Raw genomic sequence first — 24,922 nt, 5'->3', positions numbered from 1 at the left:
AACCCCGCCCATCGGGCGCAAGAGAGGCGCTAGGCCAGCAGCTCGAACGGCACACCCGCGCGGACCTTGCCGTTGACCTGAATCTCAAGCCGATGCGGCCCCGGCACCAACCGAAACGTCGTAGCGTCGCCCTTGAGCTTGTGCCGCTTGCTCAGCCGCAGGCAGCCATCTGACAGATTGGCCTGCTTGAGCTTGTGAACCTTGGGTGAGATTTTCCCTCCAGGCCTCTGAAAGTGCACGATATAGTCTATCAAGACCGGTTGATCATCGGGGCCTGAAACCGAGACGGTGAACTCCAGAACCCCGCCGATGCGGGCGTCGCCATTCACCGCAACATCCACCTCCAGCGGTGCGTCGGGATCATAGCCCAGCAGCGCCATTGCCCCGCCATGGCCGGACTTGACCAGCCCGCGCAGCGCATGTGCGGTGATCCACCGCATCTCGTCAGTGTCTTGCGCGCCCGAGGCATGCCACGCCTGCAGCCGGTTCAGCGCCAGGTCAGGGTCTTTCTTGGTGATGTCGTTGAGATGGTTCGCCACCGACCGCGTGACATAGCGCGTCGGGTCCGAGTGCAACCGATCCAGCAGCGGCAGCGGGTCCGACAGGTCCAGCCCGACCGCCTTCCCCCAGGGCAGCCGCGGGCGCGTGCCTTCGGAGACCAGCCGCCGGACGTGATAGCTGGAATGCCCGCACCAGTCCTGCATCCGGTCCAGCACCAGATCGGGATGGCTGTTCAGAAAGGGCCGGATCGCCCATTCCATTGAAAATCGCTGAGTGATCTCTGCAAGGACATCCAGCGCCAGGTCGGGGTGGTCCGCGCCGACCTGCGCCACCCAGTCACCCAGCGGAGCAAAGATGAAGTCACCAAAATCATCATCGCTCAGGGACGGGTCCAGAGGCGGCGGCAAGGCGCGCAGGATCACCGGTGCCACGTCGGGCAGCGCGCCGGGTAAGGCCGTCTGCAAACAATCGGCAATCCACGCGATCCGCTGCATCAGCTCCAGCTCCGGCAGGCGCGACATGACCCGCGCCTCGAACGCCTCTCCGTCAAATCCGGCGTCGGCCTGCGTGAACAGGCCGGCCAGGTAACGGGTCTTTTCCGCGTTGAACAGCTGATCCTTCAGCGAAAACCCCTGCGCCACAGTCACATCGTCAGGTTGGTTGCGCCACCATCCAGCAGGATGTTCTGCCCTACGATGAACCCGGCATGTTGCGAGCACAGAAACGCGCAGGTCGCGCCGAATTCCTGCCGCGTGCCATAGCGCCGCGCCGGGATCGTGGCCGCGCGCTCGGCCCGTGCCTCGTCCAGCGAGATGCCCTTCTGCGCCGAAACCCCGGCATCCAGCGAGTCCGCCCGGTCGGTGGCATGAATGCCGGGCAACAGGTTGTTGATGGTCACGCCGTAGGGCGCAACCTGCCGCGCGGTTCCGGCCACATAGCCGGTCAGCCCGGTGCGCGCCGCGTTTGACAGGCCCAGTACCGCGATGGGCGCCCGCACCGATTGCGAGGTGATGTTCACCACCCGGCCCCAACCCTTGTCCATCATTGACGGCAACAGCGCCTTCATGAAGGCGATCGGCGTCAGCATGTTGGCATCCAGCGCCTTGATGAAATCCTCGCGATCCCAGTCGGACCACAGGCCCGGCGGCGGGCCACCGGCGTTTGTCACAAGGATATCAACGCCCTGCGCGGCCTCGATCACCTGCGCCTGGCCTTCGGGCGTGGTCACGTCGCAGGCGACTGTCTGCACCTCGACGCCGTAATCGGCGCGCAACCGGTCGGCCTGCGCCGCCAGCGCGTCAGGCCCACGTGCGTTCATCACCAGATCAACGCCCTCGGCGGCCAGCGCCTCGGCGCAGCCCAGCCCCAAGCCCTTGCTGCTGGCACAGACCAGCGCGCGTTTTCCTTGTAGTCCCAGATCCATGTGATCCCCCCTGTCAGTTGCTACCCGCATGTCTAGCACCGGCCAGACAGGGAAGACCAGATTGGCGTCGGCAAATCAGTAGAAGAACTCTTCCCGCACGATCTTGCCGTTGACCACGTGATAGACTCCGACCTCGCGCATGTCGAAAGCTTCACCGCTTTCCTTCACCTTGCCCTGCACTTCAAAAATCACGGCAAAGCTGTTCTCACCATGCAGGAACGGGTCGCTGACTGACGCGCCCGAGACCTCGTGTGAGCTTTCCCACCAATCATGTTTGCCGCGGATGCCCTCGATGCCGTGGGTCTCGCGGCCCATGCCCTGCATGTCCATCGCTTCGACGGAAACGGCATCGGCTGCATACAACTTGTCCAGATTCTCCTTGGCGCGGTTTTCGCGGCAACCCGCCACCAGTTCCTGGGCGATTTCTTTCAAATTCATTGATCCACTCCATTATTTGTTCACTATATGTTCTTATTGACATATCCACCCGATTCGAACCACCCCCTTTGTCTTGCCTCGGCAGGATTCCCCGCCTATACGCGCCTTCATGCTTGATACTGCCTCGAACCAGCCCACCCTGCCGCCCGAGATCGCACGGCGCCGCACGTTTGCCATCATCTCGCACCCGGATGCGGGCAAGACGACCCTGACCGAAAAGTTCCTTCTGTATGGGGGTGCTATCCAGATGGCCGGACAGGTTCGGGCCAAGGGCGAGGCACGGCGTACGCGGTCGGACTTTATGCAGATGGAAAAGGACCGGGGCATTTCGGTCTCGGCCTCGGCCATGTCGTTTGACTATGGCCCCTACCGGTTCAACCTGGTGGACACGCCCGGCCACTCGGACTTTTCAGAAGACACCTATCGCACGCTGACGGCCGTTGACGCCGCGGTCATGGTGATCGACGGGGCCAAGGGCGTTGAAAGCCAGACGCAGAAGCTGTTCGAGGTCTGCCGCCTGCGCGACCTGCCAATCCTGACCTTCTGTAACAAGATGGACCGTGAGAGTCGCGATACGTTCGAGATCATCGACGAGATCCAGGAAATGCTGGCGATCGACGTGACCCCGGCCAGCTGGCCCATCGGCGTGGGGCGCGATTTCATCGGCTGCTACGACATGCTGCGCGACCGGCTGGAACTGATGGACCGCGCCGACCGCAACAAGGTGGCCGAAAGCATCGAGATCAACGGGCTGGACGACCCCAAGTTGGCCGAGCATGTGCCCGCGCATCTGCTGGACAAGCTGCTGGAAGAGGTCGAGATGGCGCGCGAACTGCTGCCCGTGCTGGACCCGCAGGCAGTGCTTGAAGGCCATATGACCCCGATCTGGTTCGGCTCGGCCATCAACTCCTTCGGCGTCAAGGAACTGATGGAGGGGATCGGCCAATATGGCCCGCAACCGCAGGTGCAATCGGCCGAACCGCGCCAGATTTCGCCAGACGAGAAAAAGGTGGCGGGCTTTGTCTTCAAGGTGCAGGCCAACATGGACCCCAAGCACCGCGACCGGGTGGCCTTTGTCCGCATGGCCAGCGGCCACTTCAAGCGCGGCATGAAGCTGACCCATGTGCGCAGCAAGAAGCCCATGGCGATCACGAACCCGGTGCTGTTCCTTGCGTCCGACCGGGAACTGGCCGACGAGGCCTGGGCCGGCGATATCATCGGCATCCCCAACCACGGGCAGCTGCGCATCGGCGACACCCTGACCGAGGGAGAGGCGATCCGCGTGACCGGCATCCCGTCCTTCGCGCCCGAACTGCTGCAGGGCGTGCGCGCGGGCGACCCGATGAAGGCCAAGCATCTGGAAAAGGCGCTGATGCAGTTTGCCGAGGAAGGTGCCGCCAAAGTGTTCAAACCCTCAATCGGCTCGGGTTTTATCGTCGGCGTGGTGGGTGCGCTGCAGTTCGAAGTGCTGGCCAGCCGGATCGAGTTGGAATACGGCCTGCCTGTGCGGTTCGAGGCCTCGCAATTCACCAGTGCGCGCTGGGTTTCGGGCGACAAGGCCGAGGTCGAGAAGTTCGTCAATGCGAACAAGCAGCACATTGCCCACGATCACGACGGCGACATCGTCTATCTGACCCGCCTGCAATGGGACATCGACCGCGTGGTGCGCGACTATCCCAAACTGACGCTTACCGCGACCAAGGAAATGATGACGTGATGCTGACCCTGCCCCCCGTCAAAGCATCAGAGGCCGTCATCGCATGACCGCAGCGGGGCCGAGCTGGGGCATCGTCTCGACGGTGCGTGGATCGGCCCGCGACATTCTGAGTTTTGCGGCCTACCACCTGGATCTGGGCGCGGATCACCTCTACCTCTACCTTGATGAGCCCAACCGGCGGGCTTTTCGCCCCCTGCGCCGCCACCCCAAGGTGACCGTCCGCATCTGCGACGATGCGTTCTGGGCGGCGCGCAAACGGGACAAGCCCGAGCGCCACCAGGTCCGCCAGACCGTTCATGCGACCTATACCTATCGCCACACCGATCTCGATTGGCTGGCGCATATAGATGTGGACGAGTTCCTGTGGCCCACGGCCCCTATCGCGGACTTGCTGGGCGAAGTGCCCGAAACGGTACACGCAGTTCGGATTCGTCCGATCGAGGCCCTGGCCTGCGGCGACGATCTCTACAAGGCGTTCATCCCCCAGGGCCCCGAACGAGAAGCGCTTGTCGAGACGATCTATCCAAACTACGGCGCCTTCGTTCTGGGCGGCTTTCTGAGCCACGTACAGGGCAAGCTGTTCGTGCGTACGGGGATGGAGAACCTCAATTATCGCATCCACAACCTGTTTCAGAACAAGGTCATCTTGCCCTGCAGGACCGAAATGCCGCAGATCGACCTGTGCCACCGCCATGCCCCGAATTGGGAGCATTGGTGGTCACACTATCGGTTTCGGCTGGAGCGCGGCTCGTACCAGCCCGGCATGGCTCCGAACGTACATCGCGATCGGGGTGGGCTGAACATGAACGAACTGCTCAGTTGGATCGAGGCCGAAGTAGGCGAGAAAGGTCTGCGCAAGTTCTTTGACGAACTCAGCGCCACCGACCCGCAGGTCCGCGCGCGCCTGCAGGAACGGGGTCTGATCAAGCACCGACCGCTTGATCTTGAGGAAAAGCTGCAGAAACACTTTCCCGGAAGCTTCTGAATTGTTGCACGAAATCGCCAGTGACGCGATGTAGCGGTACAGATGAAACTGTCTTCATTTGACCCTGCCACACCTTTTTGTTATGTCCGCATCCAAGCCGAAACGCGCATGGTGCGCATGGCCATCCGGGCCCGGCATTTTTCATACGCGCGGGCCAGGTCAGTGTCCGCATGAACCGGACATACATGACGAAATTCACCGATCTGAATCTGAACCCCAAGGTCCTCAAAGCTATTGAGGAAGCCGGCTACGAAACCCCGACCCCGATCCAGGAAGGCGCCATCCCGCCAGCCTTGGAGGGACGTGACGTTCTGGGCATCGCCCAGACCGGAACCGGCAAGACGGCCAGTTTCGTCTTGCCCATGATCACCCTGTTGGCGCGCGGTCGTGCGCGGGCGCGGATGCCGCGTTCGCTGGTGCTGTGCCCGACGCGGGAACTGGCGGCGCAGGTGGCCGAAAACTTCGACACCTATACCAAGCATCTAAAGCTGACCAAGGCGCTGCTGATCGGCGGCGTCAGCTTCAAGGAACAGGATGCCCTGATCGACCGCGGCGTGGACGTGCTGATCGCCACGCCTGGCCGGCTACTGGACCATTTCGAACGTGGCAAGCTGTTGCTGACCGGCGTGCAGATCATGGTCGTGGACGAGGCTGACCGGATGCTGGACATGGGGTTCATTCCCGATATCGAACGCATCTTCTCGCTGACGCCCTTTACCCGGCAGACGCTGTTTTTCTCGGCCACCATGGCGCCCGAAATCGAGCGGATCACCGACACGTTCCTGTCGGCCCCGGCCCGGATCGAAGTGGCCCGTCAGGCCACCGCGTCCGAGACCATCGAACAGGGTGTCGTAATGGTCAAAGGCGGCCGCCGTGACCGTGAGGGCAGCACCAAGCGCAAGGTCCTGCGCGCACTGATCGATGCCGAAGGTGACAAATGCACCAACGCCATCGTCTTCTGCAACCGCAAGACCGACGTGGATATCACCGCGAAATCGCTGAAGAAATACGGCTATGACGCGGCCGCGATCCACGGCGATCTGGACCAGTCCGTGCGCACCAGGACCCTTGAGGGCTTCCGCGAAGGAACGCTGCGTTTCCTGGTGGCGTCCGATGTCGCCGCGCGGGGACTGGACGTTCCGTCGGTCAGCCATGTGTTCAACTTCGATGTGCCCAGCCACCCCGAGGATTACGTGCACCGCATCGGCCGTACCGGCCGAGCCGGGCGCGAAGGCAAGGCCATCACTCTGTGCACGGCCCGCGATGAAAAGGCGCTGGACGCGATCCAGAAGCTGATCCAAAAGGAAATCCCACGTCTGGACAACCCGGTTCAGGCCGAACCGGCCGGGGACGAGGACAAGAAGCCCGAGAAGAGATCGCGCGCGTCGACCCGCAAGGGCGAGGGCAAATCCGAGGCCAAGGACAAGCCCGCCAAGGACGCTACGCCCAGGGAAACAGCCCCCAAGGACAAGCCGGCACGAGAAAAGGGCCAACGCGGCAAAAGCCGTGGACGCCGCGACGATGGCGGACCAGCCGTCGTCGGCATGGGCGATCACCTGCCCAGCTTTATCGCTCTCAGCTTTGACGAACGCCGCGCGGGCTGACCCGCCTGCATGGCAAAAAGATCAGAAGGCGCACGGACCTCCGCGCGCCTTTTTGCATCTCAGATCGCGGCGACCAGGATCAGGATCGAGAGACCCAGCAGGACCATCCCCATAACCTCGCGCCGCGTCACCGTCTCGCGGAAGACCAGGACCGAGGCCATGAGGCTGAAAATCAGCTCCACCTGCCCCAGCGCCTTGACGTAGGCCGCGTTCTGCAGGCTGAAGGCCCAGAACCAGCAGAACGACCCGCCCAGGCTGGTCAGCCCGACGAAGATGCCGGTGCGCCGCGTGTCCCATACCGCGCGCAGCTCGGCCCGGTCGCGCCAAACCAGCCACAGCGCCATCGACAGGAACTGGATCGAGACTACAACTGCCAGCGTCACCAGCGCCCGAAACCAGGCCTCGCCATCGCCCAGTTGCAGCGATGCGCCGCGATAACTGACCGCGGAAAAGGCAAACAAGACGCCCGATCCCAACCCCAGTTGCGACGCGCGGTTGGTCAGGTGACGCCACCACGCCCCACTGCCGCCCGGCGTTTTCGACAACAGCAGAACCGCCAGAAGCCCCAGCAGGATGGCCCCGAAGGCACCGGCCGAAACCCGGTCGCCCAGCACGACGAAACCGACGATTGCGGTTTGGATCACCTCGGTTTTCTTGAACGTGATGCCAACGGCAAAGTTGCGCTGTTTGAACAGCGCCACGACGCAGATCGTGGCGAGGATCTGGGACACCCCACCGATGGCGGCATAGAGCCAGTACAGAGGCGGCAGCGCAGGCAGCGGCAGACCGCTGAGACGCATCGCCACCACCAGACCCAGCAGAACCAGAGGCATCGAATAGGCAAAGCGCGCAAAGGTCGCGCCGGTCGCCGACAGCTTCACGCTGCTCAGCGATTTCTGCAGCATGAAGCGCACCGTCTGAAAGGTGGCGGCGGCCAAGGTTACGGGAATCCACAAACTCATGGCTTCCCTTCTGTCGTCAAATCAGGGTTTTGGCCAGAGCGGATGTTCTACAGGATCCTTGGCACGCCAGAAATGCTGCCGGAAAACATGCCCGTACGAGCGATAGACATAGGCCTCATTGCAGGCCAGATAGCGCCCTTTCCCACGGCGATAGAGCGCAGGCAGCCGATACCATGGCGCCGCCGGGTTCATGTGATGAACGACGTGCAGGTTGTTGTTCAGAAACAGAAAGGCAAGCGGTCCGCGGTCTTCGACGATCACCGTGCGGGCGCGCGATTTCTCGTGCGCGCGGTGTTCCAAAAAGGTGCGGATCTTGACCAGCGCCAGTCCCAGATAAGCCGAAAGGACAAAGGCCCAGACCGGCATCGCTGATTGCGCCACGATCCACAGAACCGTCGCCACGCCCGGCAGATGCAGGGCCCAGGCCAGCCAGATGTCGCGATCCCCGCGCACCGCGCCGCGCCAGTCGTCGCGCATAAAGGCCAACTGGCCGATGATCGGGCCCAGCACCATGCGCCCCAACAGCGTGTTGTTCGCCTGATAGACCCACCGCTGCCACTGCGGCAGCCTGACCCAGACCGCCGGGTCCAGATAGTTGGTTTCCGGATCGTCATAGGGGTCGGTCAGGTTGGCATCCTGATGGTGCGCCAGATGCAGATCGCGGAAACGGTTGTAGGGGATGAATAGGGTCAGCGGCAGCGCCATCAGCGCCTCGTTCAGCCACTTTGCGCGGAACGGGTGGCCGTGCAGCGCCTCATGCGTCAGCGAAGAATGCAGCGCCGCGACGACGCCCATCATCGGCACCGCCAGCCAGAGCGACCACGCCGCCACGCCGAAGATCGCGATCAGCCAAAGGGCATAGCAGGCAAAGATCAGGGCAAAGGTCGGCCATTCGGGGGACTTGGGAGTGGTCGCCTCAGCCATGCCGCCCCCAAGAAATACCGACCCAGATGCGCTCGTAAATCACGTAGAGCGTCAGGCCAATCGCCGTGTTCACCACCGCCAATGCGCCGCCAATAGCGGCCGAACCGGTAGCGAACAGCCCCACCACGGTCATGACCGCAAGGCCCATCGCATTCCAAATGATTGCCTTCACGACAGATCTTCGCCGCGTTTCCATTCCGGTCCCCAGTTTTTTTGCTTTTCACACAAGCGTTACCTGCCAGTGGCCCTGTCGAGAATTCCGAATATGATTAACAAATCTCAGCGACCGTGATATTTATCATCACATGCAGGAAAAATTCGACAAACGAGATCGCGCCGCGCAGTTCCGCCTGCGCCTGGCCCGCGCCATGGACCAGCGGAAGATGAGCCAAAGCGCGCTGGCGCGCACCATCGGGGTCGATCGCTCGACCGTTTCCCAATTGCTGACCGATACGGGCGCGCGCCTGCCCAACGCCCATGTGGTGGGCAGTTGCGCCTCGGCTCTGGGGGTGTCGGCGGATTGGCTGCTCAGCCTCTCGAACCGACCCGAGAGCGCGGCCGAGCTGCTGGCCAGTTCTCTGACCATGACCGAGGCACCCCGCGCGCTGGTCGACGAACGCATCTTTGAGTGGCATCAGGAGGCCGCGGGCTACAAAATCCGCTATGTTCCGGCCACCCTGCCCGACATGCTGAAAACCCGCGCCGTGCTGGAATGGGAATACGCGCCGCATCTGGGCCGAACCGCCGACCAGGCCATCGGTGCATCAGAAGACCGCCTGACCTGGATGCGCGGGGCCCAGTCCGACTATGAAATCGCCATGCCGCTGTATGAGATTCACAGCTTTGTTTATGGCACCGGCTATTATGATGGGCTGCCCCTGCAGGTGCGGCTGGACCAGATCGATCATATGCTGGAGCTGTGCGAACAGCTGTATCCGCGCATGCGCATCTATCTTTTCGATGCCAAGCGGCTCTATTCCGTGCCGGTCACCATCTTCGGTCCGCTGCTCTGCGTGTTCTATGCCGGCAGCCACTACATGGCCTTCCGCGACCGGGACCGGATCGAGATTTTTACGCGCCATTTCGATACCTTGGTCCGCGAAGCTGATCTGACTGCCCGGCATTTCCCGACCCACCTGCGCCAACTGCGCGCGGCCATAGCGGCAGGGTGACACAAGCCAACAGGTGCAATTTCCCACCCGATCCCCTATATTGAGGTGCGCGAAAATCCGAACGATCCGACCAAAAGGAGGATATCAGGAATGGACGCTCTCAAAACCGCTCAATACGCGCGCGCCCTCTACTCGGCGCATGGCGACAAGGCCGAGGCCGAAGCCGCCCAGAAAGCCCGCGAATTCGAAGCCGCCGGAAACGTGGAAGAGGCACAGAACTGGCAGGCCGTTCGCGCCTCGATCCGCCAGATGCGCGGCCCCAACCAGGGCTAGAGCTTGGGGTCGGGGTTCACGGTGTGCCCATCGACGGCGATGACCTGCCCCGACACCAGCCGTGCCGCATCCGAGGCCAAGAACACCGCCATGGCGGCAATGTCATGCGCTTCGACGAAGCGGCCCATCGAAGTACCCGCCGCATAGCCCCGATAGACCTGATCGCGGGTCATGCCCTTGGCGGTCGCTTCGCGCTGCAGTACGCCCTCCATCCGCGGGCCTTCCACCGCGCCGGGGCAGATGACGTTGCAGCGCACGCCGTGCGGCCCCAGCTCCATCGCCAAGGTCTTGCCCAGCCCGATCACCGCCCATTTCGCCGCCGCATAAGGCGCGCGGTTGGGATAGCCGTACTGCCCGGCGGTCGAGGATGTGATCAGCACCGCGCCGCGCCCCTGCCGTTTGAGCATCGGTGCTGCGTATTTCGCGCACAGAAACGCCCCATCCAGATTGACAGAAATACATTTTTGCCAATCGCTTAGCGCAACATCTTCGACCAATGCGGTCGGCCCCGCGATACCCGCATTCGCGCACAGAACGTCCAGACCGCCCCACTGCGCCGCGATCTTGCCGAACAGCGCTGCGACGGCGGCCTCATCCGACACATCGACCTGCGATCGCCCCCAGTGATCCGGGCAGGCCTGAAGCGCAGCCGCGTCCACATCGGCCACCCAAACCTGCGCGCCCGCGGCGTCGAACGCCTCGGCCATCGCGCGCCCCACGCCCGAGGCACCGGCGGTGATCAGAACCCGCCCTGTCATGCCGGTTTGCGGATCGCCGCCCCCGCGCCCTCGGGATAGGGCAACCCGGCTTGAGCTTCGGCGATGCGGGCCATCGCGGCCTCGATCCGCGGCGACGGCGCACAGGGTCGACGGGTTTCCAGGCTGACATGCAGCAGAAAGCTCTCGCCCGTGGCCAGCAATTTGTCGCCCTCGTACATGCTGTGGAACAGGTGCAGCTTCTTGCCCTGCCCCAACAGCATCTGCGTGCGCACCTCGATTTTCGCCCCGGCATGGGCCTCGTCCAGATACCGGATGTGGTTTTCAGCGGTGAAATAGCTTCCGCCTGAAGCGATGTAGTCGGCATCGCAGCCGATGATCTCCATGAAGCGGTCGGTCGCTGCGGCAAAGGCCTCGAGATACCGCGCCTCGTTCATGTGGCCGTTGTAGTCGGTCCAGTCCAGCGGCACCGCGCGGGCCAGTGTCAGGATCGGCTGGCTCAGATCCGCCTGATCCAGCGTCGGCAGGGCACCCGGCTTCAGCAGCGCGTCATGCTGGTTCAGCACTGCCCCCGCACCCCAGTCGCGCGCCTTCAAGGCCCGCATCATGCCCACCAGATTGTTGTCACGAATCCGCTCCAGCTCGCGGATCGAGTGCATCCCCGATTGCGCGTCCGACTGGTCGGCGATCATGTCGACCAGCGCGTCGGTGAACTCGGGCACATCCATCAACTTGGTCCAAGGCCATTTCAGCGCCGGGCCGAACTGGGCCATGAAATGCCGCATCCCGGCCTCGCCCCCGGCCACGCGATAGGTCTCGAACAGGCCCATCTGCGCCCAGCGGATGCCAAAGCCCATGCGGATTGCCTCGTCCACCTCCTCGGTCGTGGCCACGCCGTCTTTGACCAGCCACAGCGCCTCGCGCCAGACGGCCTCGAGGAACCGGTCGGCGATATGCGCGTCGATCTCCTTACGGACCTGCAGCGGGAAGAATCCGACCGAGCGCAACACGTTCTTGGCCTGCTCGAGCAGTTCGGGCGGGTTGGCGGCCGAGGGCACCAGTTCGACCAGCGGCAGCAGATAGACCGGGTTGAACGGGTGCGTCACCACGATCTGTTCGGGCCGCAGCGCGCCTTCCTGCAGCTCGGACGGTTTGAACCCGCTGGTCGAGGACCCGATGATCGCCCCGGGATCACAGGCCTCCTGCAGCCCCTGGTAAACCTTCAGCTTCAGATCCAGACGCTCGGGCACGCTCTCCTGTATCCACGTTGCCCCCTGCACCGCGTCGGCCATGTCGGCATGAAAGCTCAGCGCGCCTTCGGGCGGCAGCGGCACATCGCTCAGCCCGGGCAACGACCGCCGGGCGTTGTCCATGACCTCGCCGATCTTGCGCTCGGCCTCGGGGTCCGGATCAAACACCCGTACATCCCAGCCATTCAGCAGAAACCGCGCGGCCCATCCGCCGCCGATCACGCCACCACCGATGATCGCTGCCGTTTTCATCTTCTCTCCTTCGCCCCGAACGTCCAGGCCGCACCGGGGGCCATCGTTGTTCGACAGAAATTCCGAGGGTCGCCCCGCCCGTCAGGTCGCCACAGGCGCCCGTTTGACCAATCCCAACTTCTCGCGCACCTCAGCCGGGCCGATCACCCGCGCGCCCATGTTCTCGATGATAGTGCCTGCGCGCTCGACCAGTTGCCAGTTTTCGGCCAGCACCCCCTTGTCCAGCCACAGGTTGTCCTCGAGCCCCACGCGCACGTTGCCGCCGGCCAGAACCGAAGCCGCCACATAGGCCATCTGATGCCGCCCCAGCGAGAACGCGCTGAAGGTCCAGTCGTCGGGCACGTTGTTCACCATCGCCATGAAGGTGTTCAGATCATCCGGCGCGCCCCACGGCACGCCCATGCACAGCTGCACCAGCGCATTCGGGGCCAGAACGCCCTCTTTCACCAGTTGCTTGGCGAACCACAGATGACCGGTGTCAAAGGCCTCGATCTCGGGCTTCACGCCCAGATCCGTCATCATCTGCCCCATCGCCCGCAAGGCGCCGGGCGTGTTGGTCATGACATAGTCGGCCTCGGCAAAGTTCATGGTGCCGCAATCCAGCGTGCAGATCTCGGGCAGACACTCAGCCACATGGGCCACGCGTTCTGAAGCACCGATCATGTCGGTCCCCTCGGCCACGGGAAACGGGGCTTCAACCCCGCCGAACACGATGTCGCCACCCATGCCGGCGGTCAGGTTCAGAACCACGTCCACCTCGGCGTCGCGGATGCGGTCGGTCACCTCGCGATACAGGTCCAGACGGCGGCTGGGCGCGCCGGTTTCGGGGTCGCGCACATGGCAATGCACCACCGCCGCCCCGGCCTTGGCCGCAGCAATGGCGCTGTCGGCGATCTGCTTGGGAGAACGCGGTACATGTGGGCTGCGATCCTGCGTCCCGCCCGAGCCGGTCACAGCGCAGGTGATGAAGACTTCGCGGTTCATTTCCAAAGGCATGGTGTTATCCCCAGGTTATACCCGGCTTCGCCATGGGTTTTCCCCAGGCTTCTCCCCGGATTCCGATTTGCGTCTGGCCCCGACTCTGGCGCAGCCTTGGCCAGACAACTTGCCAGAATGCGAATCAGACTTGATGAAATCCGCAAAAAATATCCTCCAGCCCGAGCACCGCGCGCTGAAAACCGCCGTTCTGGTGCTGGACGAGTGCAACACGCTCAGCTTTGCCTCGGCGGTGGACCCGATGCGCGCCGCCAACCGGCTGGCCGACCGCCCGGCCTTCGACTGGGACTACGTGACCGCAACACCCGAGCCGGCGATGCTGACCAGCGCGTTGCAGGTGCCGGGCATCCCGCTGGCGCGTCTCGACCACTGTGACCTGATGATCGTGATCGCGGGGTTCAATCTGGTGCGCCACGCCACCCCGAGCCTGCTGGCCGGTCTGCGTCGCATCGCCAATAGCGGCGCCACGATGGCGGGCATCGACGGAGGGCCCTGGCTGCTGGCCGAAGCGGGGCTGCTTGACGGTCACGCCGCCACCACCCATTGGGAAGATCTCGAGACCTTCGCCACCCGTTTCCCCGAAGTCGACGTGCGCCCCGACCGGTTCACCGTGTCCGGCAACCGCCTGACCTCGGGCGGTGCGATCCCCGCGGTCGAGATGATGCTGCACATCATCGCGGCACGCCACGGCGCCGGGTTCGCGGCCCGTGTCTCAGGCCTGTTCCTCTACGAAGGCGCCCCCGAACCCGGCAGACCGCAGAGCCGCACTGGCGTGCCGCACCGCCACAGCGCTCTGACCGCCCGCGCCAACGCGATCATGCAGTCCGCGCTGGACGACCCGCTACCCCTGGCCGAGATCGCAAAGGCCCTGGGAACCAGCCCGCGCACCCTGCAGCAGCAATTCCGTCTGCGGCTGAACACCACGCCGCAGGACCACTACCTGCAACTGCGCCTGGCCGAGGCCCGCCGTCTGGTTACCGACACCGACATGCCGCTGATGGATGTGGCACTGGCCACGGGGTTCACGTCCCAATCCAGCTTTGCGCGCGCTTTCCGTACGGCGCATGGACTATCCGCCCGCGACCTCAGGCAGGACCGCACCCAGCCCACCCATCACTGACGGGCGAACTTCCTCTGGTCATAGATTTGGGGGGGAGTTGGCTACGGCGACGGGGGCAGCGCCCCCATCCCTCAATACGGCATCGGATGCGCGCGATGGGCCGCGTTGATCTCGGCCATAACCTCATCAGACAGCACGACATCCCGCCCCTCCAGGATCCGTTCCAGCTGCGCCTGCGTGGTCGCGCCGAAGATGACCGAGGTCATGAACGGCCGCGCCTGGCACCAGGCGAGCGCCATGTGCACCGGGTCCAGCCCGTGTTTCGCGGCAATCGCCAGATAGGCCGCGACCGCGCCGAACACCCGATCGCCCTTGCGCCCGCCCATCTGCGGCACGATCGACATGCGCGATCCCTCGGGCACCGCCCCGCCCTGATACTTGCCGGTCAGAAATCCGGCGGCCAGCGGCGAGAAAGCCAGAAGACCCACATCCTCATAGGCGCTCAGCTCGGCCATGTCGGTGTCATACAGGCGGCACAGCAGGGAATACTCGTTCTGGATCGACGCCACCCGTGGTGCCCCCATCTCGTCGGACAGGCGCAGCCACTGGGCGGTGCCCCAGGCGCTTTCGTTCGACAGGCCGAAGGCGCGAATATTGCCCTTGTCCACCTGCGCCTGCAGCGCCTCGAGGCATTCGCGCATGTTGTCCAGAACCGCCTGCCTGTCGCCGCCCGACGGGTCGTAGTCCCAATTCTGCCGGAACATGTAACTGCCGCGGTTGGGCCAGTGGAATTGGTACAGGTCGATGTAGTCGGTCTGCAGGCGCCGCAACGATCCCTCGATTGCCCCGGGGATCGTGCTGGCCGAGATCGGTGCTCCGTCCCGCGCATGGGTAAAGCCGGCGCCCGAATGCTTGGTCGCCAGAACATAGCTGCCGCGGCGGGCCGGATGTGCCGCATTCCAGTTGCCGATGATCTGCTCGGTCTTGCCCACGGTCTCCTTGGTGATCGGGTTGACCGGATACATCTCGGCGGCATCGAGGAAATTGATCCCGGCCGCCAGCGCCGTGTCGATCTGACGATGCGCATCCGCCTCAGGGGTCTGCGTGCCGAATGTCATGGTTCCGAGGCACAGGTCCGAGACTTGGATGCCCGTGCGGCCCAACGGTTTCATTTTCATCAATCAATCTCCTGTCGCGCGGATCGCCACGCCTGCAATCTGATTTCGGTCCCGAGTCAGCCGGATTCGGCCTTTTTCTCCCAACGGCCGGATTCCTCCGACCAATACTGCGCGGCGCAACCCGCCGCGGTGAGCGTCTTCCATTGACCACGCGCATGATCCACCGCGGTTGGGTCGTTGCCATCGAACAGGATGCAAACCCGCTCTGAGGCGGTCACCTCATCCGGCGTCACCTCGGCCCCGTCTACCGCCATCAGGCAAGACGGGTTGTTGGCAGCGTCCGGCTCGGTAGTCAGCAGGATCGGCTGAACCGCGTCATGCGGCCCACCTGCCTGCCCATGCGGCAGAAAGGCGTCCTCGGGGCCCAGCCAAAGCCTTTCGTCCAGCCAGTCCAGCCGCGCAGGGTCAGTGCCTCGCACCGCAATCCGCCACCCGGCCTGCCGTGCCTTGTCCAGCAACACCGGCAAGGTCTGCTCAAGTGGATGGCGGGTCAGGTGGTAGAAGTAGACGGCGCCCATCGACCTACTCGAAATTGTCCTGCACGAAACGGCTGAGCGCACGGACGCCCCAACCCGTGGCGCCCTTGGGCGCATAGGACGTCTCCGCCGCAACCGAGGCCACGCCCGCGATGTCCAGATGGATCCAGGGTGTTTCTTCCTTGACGAAACGCTGCAGAAACTGCGCTGCGGTGATCGAACCGGCCGGCCGGCCGCCCACGTTCTTCATGTCCGCGATGCGCGACTTCAGCAGATCGTCATAAGCTTGCCCCAGCGGCATACGCCACGCGCCTTCATCCTCGGCCCGGGCCGCCTTTAGGAACGCGTCGCAGAAGGTGTCGTTGTTGGAAAACACGCCTGCGTTTTCATGCCCCAGTCCGATGATGATCGCGCCGGTCAAGGTGGCCAGATCGATCATGCCGACCGGATTGAACCGCTCCTGCGCGTACCACATGACGTCACACAGCACCAAACGTCCCTCGGCATCGGTGTTGATGATCTCGACCGTATCGCCCTTCATCGACTTGACGACGTCGCCCGGCCGCGTGGCACTGCCCGAGGGCATGTTCTCGACGAGCCCGACCAGGCCCACGACATTGGCCTTGGCCTTACGCTTGGCCAATGCGCGCATGGTGCCCGCAACGACGCCTGCGCCGCCCATGTCCATGGTCATCTCTTCCATGCCCGCGGCCGGTTTGATCGAGATACCGCCAGTATCGAAAACGACCCCCTTGCCGACCAGAGCCAGCGGCGCGTCATCGGCATCGCCGCCATTCCACTGCATCACGACGACTTTCGAGGGGCTGTCCGAGCCTTGCCCGACGCTCAGCAGGGTCCGCATGCCCAACTCTGCCAGTTTGTCTTCGTCCAGCACCTCGACCTTCAGGCCCAACTCCTCCATCTCTTTCAAACGGTTGGCAAATTCGGTCGTCGTCAGGATGTTGGCCGGTTCGTTCGTCAGGTCGCGGGTCATGCGCACACCATCAGCAACCGCATAGAGCGGTGCGAAGGCGGCCTCGGCGTCTTCGGGCTTGGCGTGGCAGATGGTCACCGTGCCGTCTGCGTCATCGTCCTTGGTTTTGTGTGCGTCGAAATCATAGCTGCGCAAAGCAATGCCCAGGGCCAGTTCCTCGGTCCGGACCTGGTTGCCCGCCATGACCAGCAGGTCCTTGCCACCTGCCAGCTTGGCCAGCGCGGCACCGCCTTTGCGGGCTTCGTCCGGTTCCGGGCGGCGTGGCAGGACGAGAATGTCCAATGCCTCTGCCTCCATCCCGCCGGGCCAAGCCAACGAGATCACGTCGCCAGTCTTGACCTTGGCGAAACGGTCGCTTTCCACCAGCCGGGCCACGGCACCACGGGTCAGTCGGTTTGCGCGGCGCGCGGCGGGGTTCATCTTGCCATCGGTCGGTATGAGAATGGCCACCCGGCCTTGGGCCTGCGCCATCAGGTCCAGTTCGAAGGCTTGAAAACGGATCGGTACCAGACTGCTCATTTCTTGCTCCTGAAAAACTCTGCCCACAGACCTAGCCCGCGCCGCCGCCATTGACCAGATAGCAGTTTTCCCCGCCCGCCAATTGCATTAAGGTCGCGCCAAAATGACCGGCAGGCTCGGGGGAGAAAACTTGGCATCATTCGGCAGGCATAGGCCGTCGCGCATGTTTTTGTGCCTTGGCGATTCTGGCAACAGGCCTGCTGGGCGCCCCGTGCCGGGGATGCGGCCGTGATTCTGGACCGGTACTTCGCTCGCCGCTTTTTGCAGAGCTTTCTGGTGATTGGGGCAATCTTCCTGACACTGATGATCCTGATCGACCTGATCGAACAGGCCCGTCGGTTCAATGACGCCGACCTGTCCTTTGGCCAGGTTCTGCAGCTGACGCTGTTGAACACGCCCGCTGCGATCAGCGAGATGCTGCCGCTGTTGATGATCCTGTCGACCATTGCTTTGTTTGTCGGCCTCGCCCGAAGCTCGGAGTTGGTGGTGACCCGGGCGATCGGCCGCTCGGGTATCCGCGCGCTGGTGGCACCGGTCCTTCTGGCGCTGATAATCGGAACGCTGGCGGTGGCCCTGCTGAACCCGATTGCGGCGGCCACGTCCGAGCAGTACCGGCATTTCTCGGATCTATACAAAAACGGTGGCAGTTCCGCCCTCTCGATCAGCCGCGACGGGCTTTGGCTGCGTCAGGGCTCACCGCAGGGCCAATCGGTGATTCATGCCCGCGCATCGACCAACGACGCCGAGCTTGAATTGATCGACGTGACCATCATCACGTTTTCACCCGAAGGTCTTCCGACCCGTCAGATCATCGCCGACGGCGCTCGCCTCGACGACGGGGTCTGGATCCTGCGCAACACCAAGGAATGGACCCTGTCCAGCGACACCAACCCCGAGACCCACGCCGTCACGCATGAGACCCTGCGGTTGCCCACTTCGCTGACCCGTCAGCGCATCCTTGAAACCTTGGGCCAACAGGACAGCGTCTCGGTCTATGACCTGCCCCAGCTGATCCGCGACCTGCGCGAGGCGGGCTTTTCAACCAAGCAATACGAGGTTTGGCTGCAGGTGCAGCTGGCGCGCCCATTCTTCCTGATTTCGATGGTGTTGATCGGCGCGGCCTTCACCATGCGGCACGTGCGGTTCGGCGGCACCGGCGTCGCCGTGCTGACTGCTGTTTTGCTGGGGTTCGGCGTATACTTCGTGCGCAATTTCGCTCAGATTTTGGGAGAGAACGGCCAATTGCCGATTGTGATTGCGGCCTGGGCACCGCCGTTTGCGGCCATATTGCTGTCGCTCGGCCTTCTGCTGCACGCGGAGGATGGCTGATGCGGCGCCTTTTGCCCCTTCTTTTGTCCAGTGCCGTGTTCTTTTCCGGTCCAGGGCTGGCATTGGCCCAGACCACGGAGACCAGTGCGCCCGCGCCTGACACGGCACAACAACAGGATCAGCCTGCCCTGCTGGTGGCCGACAGGATCTTCATCACCCCGGATCGCAAACTGGTGGCCGAGGGCAACGTCGAAGCTTTTCAGGGCGACGTCAAACTGTCCGCACAGCGCGTGGTGTTCGACCGCGAGTCGGGCGAGCTGACGCTGGAAGGTCCGATCCGGATCGATCAGGGCGGACGCTCGACCGTCCTCGCGGACTCAGCGCAACTGGATGACGGCATCCAGAACGGGTTGCTGACCGGCGCACGGCTGGTGTTCGATCAGCAGGTACAGATCGCGTCGGTTCAGGCGACCCGCGCGGCAGGACGCTACACGCAGTTCAGCAAGGTCTCGGCCACGTCCTGCCATGTCTGCGCCGACGGTCGGCCGCCCCTCTGGCAGATCCGGGCGCGCAAGGTCACGCATGATCAGCTCGAACGGCAGTTGTATTTCGAGGGCGCCCAGTTCCGCATTCTGGATGTGCCGGTTTTCTACTTTCCAACCCTGCGACTGCCGGACCCGACACTGGATCGGGCAACCGGATTTCTTGTGCCGTCAATCCGCACGACCTCGCAGTTGGGTACTGGCGTCAAGACGCCATATTTCTTCAAACTGGGCGATCACAAGGATCTGACGCTGACCCCCTACCTGTCGTCCAAGACCACGACGCTTGGCTATCGCTACCGGCAGGCCTTCAAGAACGGCCGCATCCAGTTTGAAGGGGCCTATACCCGCGACGACGTCCAGCAGGAGCAGGATCGGGGCTATTTCTTCGCAAATGGCTGGTTCAATCTGCCGAACGATTTCCGGCTGACCTTTGACGTCCAGACCGCATCGGACGACTCATACCTGGCGGACTACGGGCTGCCTGACTATGACCGCCTGCGCAGCGAGATCGCGCTCGAGCGCATCAAACGCGACACGGCGTTCCGGACCAGCTTCATTCACTACAAGACCCTGCGCGACAGCGAGGAACAGGATGAGATCCCGTCGCAGGTCTTCGATCTGTTCTACCAGAAACGCTATTTTCCCGCCTCCGCTGTCGGCGGTGAGGTGCGGTTGGGCTTCGTCACCCACACCCACACCCGGACCAGCGACGAGGATATCATCGGGCGCGATGTGGCCCGCGCAACATTCGGCGCCCAGTGGCTGCGCAGCTGGACCTTTGCCTCCGGGCTTCGGGCGGATGCGGAACTGGGGGCTTCGGTCGACACGCTCGACATTCGCAACGACAGCGCCTACACCGACCAGATCACCCGGTCGACCCCGCGTGCGGCTTTGACACTGCGCTTTCCGATGACCCGGCGCGAAGCCTCTGGCGCGACCCAGTTTCTGGAGCCGATCGCGCAGTTTGGCTGGACCCATGTTTCGGACACCGATGTGCCCGATGACGAAAGCACCTTCCAGGAATTTGACCAGGGCAACCTGTTGTCCCTGTCACGCTTTCCGGCCGAGGACCGACGCGAAGACGGCACGACCGCGGTCGTGGGCGTGAACTGGGCTCGGTATGCCCCGGGCGGTTGGCGGGCATTGGCCACGGTCGGCCAGGTCTTCCGCTCGACCGCCGATCCGAACTTCACCGCTACGTCCGGCCTGCAGGGAACTTCGTCCGACCTGCTGCTGGCAGGGCAGATCAAGACGAACAATGGCCTTACACTGGCCGCACGCGGATTGATGGATGGAGATTTCAGCTTTACCAAGGCTGAATTGCGCGGAACCTGGGCCAACGAGGGGACCCAACTGGGCGGAAGCTATATCTGGCAGCAGCCGGACCCGGCCGAGAACCTTGACATGGAGACATCCGAGATACGGTTGACCGCACGTCAACGACTGGATGAAAACTGGAGAGCCAACGCCCTGGCCCGTTATGATCTGGCAGAATCCGAACCGCTGCGGCTGGGCTTGGGTGTGACGTATGAAAATGAATGTGTGCAGGTTAACATGTCCGTCAGCCGGCGATATACTTCGACATCAAGTATTGAGCCTTCGACGGAATTCGGCTTTACCGTTGCACTGACAGGATACGCCGTTGAAGGCGGGGGCAAGAAGTATAAAAGAAAATGCAGCTGATTTCAGGTTTTTCCAGGTTCTTTCGTTCCCGTTGGCTGACGGCATTTGCGCCCGGCCTCGCGGTCGCCATGCTGACAGTTGCACCTCAGCAAGCCCCCGCGCAAAGCTTGTTTTCACCGGCTATCCGCGTGAATCAGGATATCGTCACCTGGTACGAACTGGATCAGCGCCAGCGGTTCCTCGAAATTCTGGGTATCCCCGGAAGCTCTGAGGCCGAAGTCCGCAAGGCGCTGATCGACGAACGCCTGCGCAAACAGGCCATGCGCGAAGCCGGCATCCAGCCCACACCCGAAGACATTCAGGTTGCGATCGACGAATTCGCCTCGCGCGGTCAGCTGTCCCCGGATCAGTTCCTGAAGGCATTGGCCGACGCGGGCATCGACCGGGAAACCGTGAGGGACTACGTATCCAGCCAGCTGGCATGGCGCGACTATGTCAGCGCCCGCTTTATCTCTCAGGCCCGTCCGACGGACGACGAGATTGACCGTGCAATGGGTCAGACCGGCGGTGGCGGTCTTCAGGTTTTGCTGTCCGAAATCATCATTCCCGTGAATGCGCAGACCTTGGCACAGGCCGAGGCCCTGGCCGACGAGATCGCCCGTGTCGAAACCATCGATGCGTTTTCGGCCGCCGCCACGCAGTACTCGGCAGCTCCGACACGCGAGAACGGCGGGCGCCTTGACTGGTTGAACGTCACCAACCTGCCTCCGGCGCTGCAACCGGTTATCCTTGGCCTGAAGAATGGCGAGGTCACGGCGCCGCTGAGCCTGCCCAACGCCGTAGCCCTGTTCCAGATGCGCGGCCTGCGAGAAGTGGCCGCCAGCACGCCGCGGTTCTCCAAGATCGACTATGCGGCCTATTACCTGTCTGGCGGGCTCAGCCCCGATACGTTGCAAAGAGCCGCCGAACTGAAGGAAACGGTTGATACCTGCGACGACCTGTACGGCATAGCCAAGGGGCAACCGCCCGAGGTACTCGACCGGGTCTCGGCCAGTCCGTCCGAAATCCCGCGCGACATCGCGCTGGAACTCGCCAAGCTGGATCCCAACGAGGTGTCGACAACTCTGACCCGCAACAACGGCCAGACGCTGGTGTTCCTCATGCTGTGCAATCGGACGCGCGATCTGGGTGAGGACACGTCACGCGAGGACGTGGCCAACGCGTTGACGCAGCAACGCCTGCAGGCATTCGCCAACAGCCTCGTCGAACAGCTGCGCGCCGACGCCACCATCATCGAGCAATGACCGCGCCCATCGCGCTCAGCTGCGGCGAACCCTCGGGCATCGGTCCGGAAATCGCCGCCAAGGCCTGGGCTGCGATGCGCGGCAGCTGTCCGTTTTTCTACATCGGCGATCCCGGCCACCTGCCGGACGATATCCCCACGACCGAAATCGTAGACCCCGACCAGGTGGCTGACATCTGCGCAGAGGCGCTGCCCGTGCTGCCGCTGACCTTTCCGGCCCCCAACATGCCCGGCCACCCCGATCCGGCCAATGCACCTTCGGTGATCGACGCCATCGAAACCGGCGTGTCGCTGGTGCAATCGGGCGCGGCCTCCGCCCTCTGCACGGCACCGATCCACAAGAAGGCCCTGATCGACGGCGCCGATTTTGCCTATCCGGGCCATACCGAATTTCTGGCGGCGCTGGCAGGCCGCTCCCGCGTGGTGATGATGCTGGCCAGCGAGCAACTCCGCGTGGTGCCCGCCACGATCCACATCCCGCTGTCGCAAGTGCCCTCGCGGCTCACGCCCGACCTGCTGCGCGACACGATCGCGATCACCGCCGACGGCCTGCGCCGCCAATTCGGCATCCCGCGTCCTCGCATCGCGGTGGCCGGGCTCAACCCCCATGCCGGCGAAGGCGGCAAGATGGGCCGCGAGGAACTCGACTGGATCGCCCCCCTGCTGGCCGATCTCACCCCCGACGGTTACACCGTCACTGGCCCACACCCGGCCGACACGATGTTCCACGCCGCCGCACGCGCTCGCTACGATGCCGCCATCGCCATGTATCACGATCAGGCGCTGATCCCGATCAAGACGCTCGATTTCGACCATGGCGTGAACGTGACCCTGGGCCTGCCCTTCATCCGCACCTCGCCCGATCACGGCACCGCGCTCGACATCGCCGGGAAAGGCATCGCCAACCCCACCAGCCTGATCGAGGCGCTGAAACTCGCCCAACGCATGGCACAAAGCACTTGATCCTTCAACTGGCGCCAAATATCCCCGCCGAAGGCAAAAATTCTCTGGCGCGCCGCCTGCACCCTGCGCCACGGTAACCGGATCATGAGCGCAATCGACACCCTCCCCCCGCTGCGCGAGGTCATCGCCAAGCACCAGCTCTCGGCCCGCAAGTCGCTGGGCCAGAACTTCCTGCTCGATCTCAACCTGACGGCCAAGATCGCCCGGCAGGCCGGCGACCTGAGCCAATGCGACGTGCTGGAGATCGGTCCCGGCCCCGGAGGCCTGACCCGCGGTTTGCTGGCCGAAGGTGCGCGCAAGGTGGTGGCGGTGGAAAAAGACACCCGCTGCATCGCCGCACTTCAGGAAATCGCTACCGCCTATCCCGGGCGGCTCGAGGTCATCAATGGCGACGCTCTAGAAATCGATCCGCTTGAACATCTGACCCCGCCCATCCGCGTGGCGGCCAATCTTCCCTACAATGTCGGCACAGAACTGCTGGTGCGCTGGCTGACCCCGCCGGAATGGCCGCCCTTCTGGCAAAGCCTGACCCTGATGTTCCAGCGCGAGGTGGCCGAACGCATCGTGGCGCTGCCCGGCACCAAGGCTTATGGGCGGCTGGCGATCCTGGCCCAGTGGCGGGCCGAAGCGCGCATCGCCATGTCCCTGCCCCCCGGTGCATTTACGCCGCCGCCCAAGGTCAGCAGCGCCGTGGTCCACCTGACCGCCCTGCCCGAACCCCGCTTTCCGGCCGATGCCGGTATTCTGTCACGCGTCGTGGCCGCTGCGTTCAATCAGCGCCGCAAGATGCTGCGCGCCTCGCTCAAGGGGTTGGCCCCCGATATCGAGGACCGCCTGACGGCCGCCGGCATCAAGCCGACCGACCGTGCCGAGCAGATATCGCTCGAAGCGTTCTGCGCGCTGGCGCGCGAGATACAAAAAACCTGATCCCGGACGAAAACGGCCCCGGACATCTCTGACCGGGGCCTTTGAACTCTGTGTGCATCCGCTACGGCTTATTCGGCAGCCTCTGGTGCATCGCCGCCGCCTTGGGGGGCCTGCTCTTCTACGGCCTTGGGCTTGCGGGTGCGCGGTTTCCGGGCAGGTTTGTCCTTGCGCTCGGCCGCTTCGGCCTTGGCGCCCGTGCTTTCGGGCGTCTCGACAAGCCCCGATTCAGGAGTATCCGAATCGGCGTTCAGATCAACGATGTCCGGCTGCGGAGCCTCGGCCGGATCCGCCCGGCGTGCGGCTTCACGTTCCTGCCGTTCCGCCCGCTCTCGATCGCGCTCGGCCTGACGCTCGCGGTTCTGGCGTTCCTGCTCTTCCCGACGCGCTTCCATTTCGCGTTGCGCCTCGCTCAGTAGGCGCAGGTAATGCTCGGCATGTTGCTGAAAGTTTTCGGCAGCGACGCGGTCATTGGCCAGCTGTGCATCGCGCGCCAGCTGGTTGTACTTGTCAATGATCTGCTGCGGCGTGCCGCGCACCTTGCCCTCGGGCCCCGAGCTGTCGAAAACCCGGTTAACGACGTTTCCACCAGAGGGACGATTGCGGTTGTTCTTTGCCCGCGAGCGGGATTTGGAGGATCTCATCTTACTGTACGTCAGCCTTGTCTTGCACTGTCGATCCACCCGTATTCTGCGCTGCTCTGTGGCCTGTGCCGTCACGGGATGTCGACTTTTTTGGGCTTGGCGTCAGGGGTGCGCCGAAAGGGCGTCAACCGCGCTGACTACTCTGAGTAAGCATGTCCTGACGGCGCAGACAAGGGGTTAATACACCAAATGCCGGGTTTTTTACCCCGAC

24 protein-coding genes are annotated in these 24,922 nt (G+C 63.6%); 11 read left to right on the top strand and 13 right to left on the bottom strand.

Annotated features, from left to right (window positions below; all coding sequences use genetic code 11):
* Positions 1-29: 29 nt before the first annotated feature.
* The 3 genes from AC2FNL_RS06585 to AC2FNL_RS06575 form a co-directional block, all read right to left on the bottom strand.
* Positions 30-1,142 carry a YhaZ family DNA alkylation repair protein gene (locus AC2FNL_RS06585; RefSeq protein WP_496832945.1) on the bottom strand — a complete coding sequence of 371 codons (1,113 nt, stop codon included), beginning with the start codon at positions 1,140-1,142 and terminating at the stop codon, positions 30-32.
* Positions 1,143-1,144: 2 nt separating this feature from the next.
* Positions 1,145-1,924, bottom strand: coding sequence for an SDR family oxidoreductase (locus AC2FNL_RS06580; protein ID WP_496832886.1), 780 nt, complete (start codon positions 1,922-1,924; stop codon positions 1,145-1,147).
* Positions 1,925-1,999: 75 nt separating this feature from the next.
* Complete coding sequence (locus AC2FNL_RS06575) at positions 2,000-2,362, bottom strand: SnoaL-like domain-containing protein (protein ID WP_496832885.1); 363 nt, start codon at positions 2,360-2,362, stop codon at positions 2,000-2,002.
* A 109-nt stretch (positions 2,363-2,471) separates the two neighbouring features.
* Between AC2FNL_RS06575 and AC2FNL_RS06570 the strand changes: the two genes are divergently transcribed.
* From AC2FNL_RS06570 to AC2FNL_RS06560, 3 genes are all read left to right on the top strand, one after another.
* Positions 2,472-4,079 carry a peptide chain release factor 3 gene (locus AC2FNL_RS06570; protein WP_496832884.1) on the top strand — a complete coding sequence of 536 codons (1,608 nt, stop codon included), beginning with the start codon at positions 2,472-2,474 and terminating at the stop codon, positions 4,077-4,079.
* A 43-nt stretch (positions 4,080-4,122) separates the two neighbouring features.
* Positions 4,123-5,064, top strand: coding sequence for a glycosyltransferase family 2 protein (locus AC2FNL_RS06565; protein ID WP_496832883.1), 942 nt, complete (start codon positions 4,123-4,125; stop codon positions 5,062-5,064).
* Between the two features lie 185 nt (positions 5,065-5,249).
* Positions 5,250-6,668 carry a DEAD/DEAH box helicase gene (locus AC2FNL_RS06560; RefSeq protein WP_496832944.1) on the top strand — a complete coding sequence of 473 codons (1,419 nt, stop codon included), beginning with the start codon at positions 5,250-5,252 and terminating at the stop codon, positions 6,666-6,668.
* Positions 6,669-6,727: 59 nt separating this feature from the next.
* Here AC2FNL_RS06560 and AC2FNL_RS06555 read toward each other — a convergent pair whose 3' ends face one another.
* From AC2FNL_RS06555 to AC2FNL_RS06545, 3 genes are read right to left on the bottom strand one after another with little or no spacing between them, the layout of a single operon-like run.
* Positions 6,728-7,630, bottom strand: a complete 903-nt coding sequence (locus tag AC2FNL_RS06555) for an EamA family transporter (protein WP_496832882.1) — start codon at positions 7,628-7,630, stop codon at positions 6,728-6,730.
* Between the two features lie 21 nt (positions 7,631-7,651).
* The gene (locus AC2FNL_RS06550) at positions 7,652-8,554 is read right to left on the bottom strand and encodes a fatty acid desaturase (RefSeq protein ID WP_496832881.1); all 903 of its coding nucleotides are present in this window, start codon (positions 8,552-8,554) and stop codon (positions 7,652-7,654) included.
* Complete coding sequence (locus tag AC2FNL_RS06545) at positions 8,547-8,750, bottom strand: DUF2061 domain-containing protein (protein ID WP_496832880.1); 204 nt, start codon at positions 8,748-8,750, stop codon at positions 8,547-8,549. The genes AC2FNL_RS06550 and AC2FNL_RS06545 overlap by 8 nt, the downstream gene beginning before the upstream one ends.
* Positions 8,751-8,859: 109 nt before the next feature.
* Here AC2FNL_RS06545 and AC2FNL_RS06540 point away from each other — a divergent pair, with 109 nt between their 5' ends.
* Both AC2FNL_RS06540 and AC2FNL_RS06535 read left to right on the top strand, forming a co-directional pair.
* Complete coding sequence (locus tag AC2FNL_RS06540; protein WP_496832879.1) at positions 8,860-9,726, top strand: helix-turn-helix domain-containing protein; 867 nt, start codon at positions 8,860-8,862, stop codon at positions 9,724-9,726.
* Between the two features lie 90 nt (positions 9,727-9,816).
* Positions 9,817-9,999: a hypothetical protein gene (locus AC2FNL_RS06535; RefSeq protein WP_093962276.1), complete on the top strand. Its 183-nt coding sequence runs from the start codon at positions 9,817-9,819 to the stop codon at positions 9,997-9,999.
* Here AC2FNL_RS06535 and AC2FNL_RS06530 read toward each other — a convergent pair.
* From AC2FNL_RS06530 to bcoG, 3 genes are all read right to left on the bottom strand, one after another.
* Positions 9,996-10,757 carry an SDR family oxidoreductase gene (locus tag AC2FNL_RS06530; RefSeq protein WP_496832878.1) on the bottom strand — a complete coding sequence of 254 codons (762 nt, stop codon included), beginning with the start codon at positions 10,755-10,757 and terminating at the stop codon, positions 9,996-9,998. The genes AC2FNL_RS06535 and AC2FNL_RS06530 overlap by 4 nt on opposite strands.
* Positions 10,754-12,217, bottom strand: coding sequence for a carnitine 3-dehydrogenase (locus tag AC2FNL_RS06525; RefSeq protein WP_496832877.1), 1,464 nt, complete (start codon positions 12,215-12,217; stop codon positions 10,754-10,756). The genes AC2FNL_RS06530 and AC2FNL_RS06525 overlap by 4 nt, the downstream gene beginning before the upstream one ends.
* 81 nt (positions 12,218-12,298) lie before the next feature.
* A complete protein-coding gene (bcoG, locus tag AC2FNL_RS06520; RefSeq protein WP_170368570.1) occupies positions 12,299-13,213 on the bottom strand; it encodes a 3-dehydrocarnitine:acetyl-CoA trimethylamine transferase BcoG in 915 nt (304 codons plus the stop codon).
* Between the two features lie 133 nt (positions 13,214-13,346).
* Between bcoG and AC2FNL_RS06515 the strand changes: the two genes are divergently transcribed.
* On the top strand, positions 13,347-14,333 hold the full coding sequence (locus AC2FNL_RS06515; RefSeq protein ID WP_496832876.1) for a GlxA family transcriptional regulator: 987 nt from the start codon (positions 13,347-13,349) through the stop codon (positions 14,331-14,333).
* Between the two features lie 71 nt (positions 14,334-14,404).
* On the opposite strand, the gene AC2FNL_RS06510 is transcribed toward AC2FNL_RS06515, so the two are convergent.
* Genes AC2FNL_RS06510 through AC2FNL_RS06500 form a run of 3 tightly spaced genes read right to left on the bottom strand, consistent with a single transcriptional unit; the run spans position 14,405 to position 17,440 of the window.
* Entirely contained in the window at positions 14,405-15,451 is a 1,047-nt protein-coding gene (locus AC2FNL_RS06510; RefSeq protein ID WP_496832875.1) for an aldo/keto reductase, read from the bottom strand.
* Between the two features lie 56 nt (positions 15,452-15,507).
* Positions 15,508-15,969, bottom strand: a complete 462-nt coding sequence (locus AC2FNL_RS06505) for a DNA polymerase III subunit chi (RefSeq protein ID WP_170458854.1) — start codon at positions 15,967-15,969, stop codon at positions 15,508-15,510.
* A 4-nt stretch (positions 15,970-15,973) separates the two neighbouring features.
* The gene (locus AC2FNL_RS06500; RefSeq protein ID WP_496832874.1) at positions 15,974-17,440 is read right to left on the bottom strand and encodes a leucyl aminopeptidase; all 1,467 of its coding nucleotides are present in this window, start codon (positions 17,438-17,440) and stop codon (positions 15,974-15,976) included.
* A 228-nt stretch (positions 17,441-17,668) separates the two neighbouring features.
* Here AC2FNL_RS06500 and lptG point away from each other — a divergent pair, with 228 nt between their 5' ends.
* From lptG to rsmA, 5 genes are all read left to right on the top strand, one after another.
* Positions 17,669-18,769 carry an LPS export ABC transporter permease LptG gene (gene lptG / locus AC2FNL_RS06495; RefSeq protein ID WP_496832873.1) on the top strand — a complete coding sequence of 367 codons (1,101 nt, stop codon included), beginning with the start codon at positions 17,669-17,671 and terminating at the stop codon, positions 18,767-18,769.
* Positions 18,769-20,937: an LPS-assembly protein LptD gene (locus AC2FNL_RS06490; RefSeq protein WP_496832872.1), complete on the top strand. Its 2,169-nt coding sequence runs from the start codon at positions 18,769-18,771 to the stop codon at positions 20,935-20,937. The genes lptG and AC2FNL_RS06490 overlap by 1 nt, the downstream gene beginning before the upstream one ends.
* The gene (locus AC2FNL_RS06485) at positions 20,928-22,181 is read left to right on the top strand and encodes a peptidylprolyl isomerase (protein WP_496832871.1); all 1,254 of its coding nucleotides are present in this window, start codon (positions 20,928-20,930) and stop codon (positions 22,179-22,181) included. Before AC2FNL_RS06490 ends, AC2FNL_RS06485 begins: the two co-directional genes overlap by 10 nt.
* Complete coding sequence (gene pdxA / locus AC2FNL_RS06480; RefSeq protein WP_496832870.1) at positions 22,178-23,143, top strand: 4-hydroxythreonine-4-phosphate dehydrogenase PdxA; 966 nt, start codon at positions 22,178-22,180, stop codon at positions 23,141-23,143. Before AC2FNL_RS06485 ends, pdxA begins: the two co-directional genes overlap by 4 nt.
* An 84-nt stretch (positions 23,144-23,227) precedes the next feature.
* Positions 23,228-24,070, top strand: coding sequence for a 16S rRNA (adenine(1518)-N(6)/adenine(1519)-N(6))-dimethyltransferase RsmA (gene rsmA, locus AC2FNL_RS06475; RefSeq protein WP_496832869.1), 843 nt, complete (start codon positions 23,228-23,230; stop codon positions 24,068-24,070).
* A gap of 68 nt (positions 24,071-24,138) precedes the next feature.
* On the opposite strand, the gene AC2FNL_RS06470 is transcribed toward rsmA, so the two are convergent.
* A complete protein-coding gene (locus AC2FNL_RS06470; RefSeq protein ID WP_170586991.1) occupies positions 24,139-24,711 on the bottom strand; it encodes a DUF4167 domain-containing protein in 573 nt (190 codons plus the stop codon).
* Positions 24,712-24,922: the final 211 nt, after the last annotated feature.

The sequence above is a fragment of the Ruegeria sp. CRTD044 genome, from assembly GCF_059613485.1.
The sequence above is the reverse complement of the archived record's forward strand: the minus strand, read 5'-3'. Positions and strand labels throughout refer to the sequence as shown.

What these genes read in the sequence shown, in the direction of transcription:
- AC2FNL_RS06580 (WP_496832886.1), bottom strand. Translation starts at nt 1,924, where the DNA reads ATGGATCTGGGACTACAAGGAAAACGCGCGCTGGTCTGTGCCAGCAGC.
- AC2FNL_RS06575 (WP_496832885.1), bottom strand. Translation starts at nt 2,362, where the DNA reads ATGAATTTGAAAGAAATCGCCCAGGAACTGGTGGCGGGTTGCCGCGAA.
- AC2FNL_RS06570 (WP_496832884.1), top strand. Translation starts at nt 2,472, where the DNA reads ATGCTTGATACTGCCTCGAACCAGCCCACCCTGCCGCCCGAGATCGCA.
- AC2FNL_RS06565 (WP_496832883.1), top strand. Translation starts at nt 4,123, where the DNA reads ATGACCGCAGCGGGGCCGAGCTGGGGCATCGTCTCGACGGTGCGTGGA.
- AC2FNL_RS06560 (WP_496832944.1), top strand. Translation starts at nt 5,250, where the DNA reads ATGACGAAATTCACCGATCTGAATCTGAACCCCAAGGTCCTCAAAGCT.
- AC2FNL_RS06555 (WP_496832882.1), bottom strand. Translation starts at nt 7,630, where the DNA reads ATGAGTTTGTGGATTCCCGTAACCTTGGCCGCCGCCACCTTTCAGACG.
- AC2FNL_RS06550 (WP_496832881.1), bottom strand. Translation starts at nt 8,554, where the DNA reads ATGGCTGAGGCGACCACTCCCAAGTCCCCCGAATGGCCGACCTTTGCC.
- AC2FNL_RS06545 (WP_496832880.1), bottom strand. Translation starts at nt 8,750, where the DNA reads ATGGAAACGCGGCGAAGATCTGTCGTGAAGGCAATCATTTGGAATGCG.
- AC2FNL_RS06540 (WP_496832879.1), top strand. Translation starts at nt 8,860, where the DNA reads ATGCAGGAAAAATTCGACAAACGAGATCGCGCCGCGCAGTTCCGCCTG.
- AC2FNL_RS06535 (WP_093962276.1), top strand. Translation starts at nt 9,817, where the DNA reads ATGGACGCTCTCAAAACCGCTCAATACGCGCGCGCCCTCTACTCGGCG.
- AC2FNL_RS06530 (WP_496832878.1), bottom strand. Translation starts at nt 10,757, where the DNA reads ATGACAGGGCGGGTTCTGATCACCGCCGGTGCCTCGGGCGTGGGGCGC.
- AC2FNL_RS06525 (WP_496832877.1), bottom strand. Translation starts at nt 12,217, where the DNA reads ATGAAAACGGCAGCGATCATCGGTGGTGGCGTGATCGGCGGCGGATGG.
- bcoG (WP_170368570.1), bottom strand. Translation starts at nt 13,213, where the DNA reads ATGCCTTTGGAAATGAACCGCGAAGTCTTCATCACCTGCGCTGTGACC.
- AC2FNL_RS06515 (WP_496832876.1), top strand. Translation starts at nt 13,347, where the DNA reads ATGAAATCCGCAAAAAATATCCTCCAGCCCGAGCACCGCGCGCTGAAA.
- AC2FNL_RS06510 (WP_496832875.1), bottom strand. Translation starts at nt 15,451, where the DNA reads ATGAAAATGAAACCGTTGGGCCGCACGGGCATCCAAGTCTCGGACCTG.
- AC2FNL_RS06505 (WP_170458854.1), bottom strand. Translation starts at nt 15,969, where the DNA reads ATGGGCGCCGTCTACTTCTACCACCTGACCCGCCATCCACTTGAGCAG.
- AC2FNL_RS06500 (WP_496832874.1), bottom strand. Translation starts at nt 17,440, where the DNA reads ATGAGCAGTCTGGTACCGATCCGTTTTCAAGCCTTCGAACTGGACCTG.
- AC2FNL_RS06490 (WP_496832872.1), top strand. Translation starts at nt 18,769, where the DNA reads ATGCGGCGCCTTTTGCCCCTTCTTTTGTCCAGTGCCGTGTTCTTTTCC.
- AC2FNL_RS06485 (WP_496832871.1), top strand. Translation starts at nt 20,928, where the DNA reads ATGCAGCTGATTTCAGGTTTTTCCAGGTTCTTTCGTTCCCGTTGGCTG.
- pdxA (WP_496832870.1), top strand. Translation starts at nt 22,178, where the DNA reads ATGACCGCGCCCATCGCGCTCAGCTGCGGCGAACCCTCGGGCATCGGT.
- rsmA (WP_496832869.1), top strand. Translation starts at nt 23,228, where the DNA reads ATGAGCGCAATCGACACCCTCCCCCCGCTGCGCGAGGTCATCGCCAAG.
- AC2FNL_RS06470 (WP_170586991.1), bottom strand. Translation starts at nt 24,711, where the DNA reads ATGAGATCCTCCAAATCCCGCTCGCGGGCAAAGAACAACCGCAATCGT.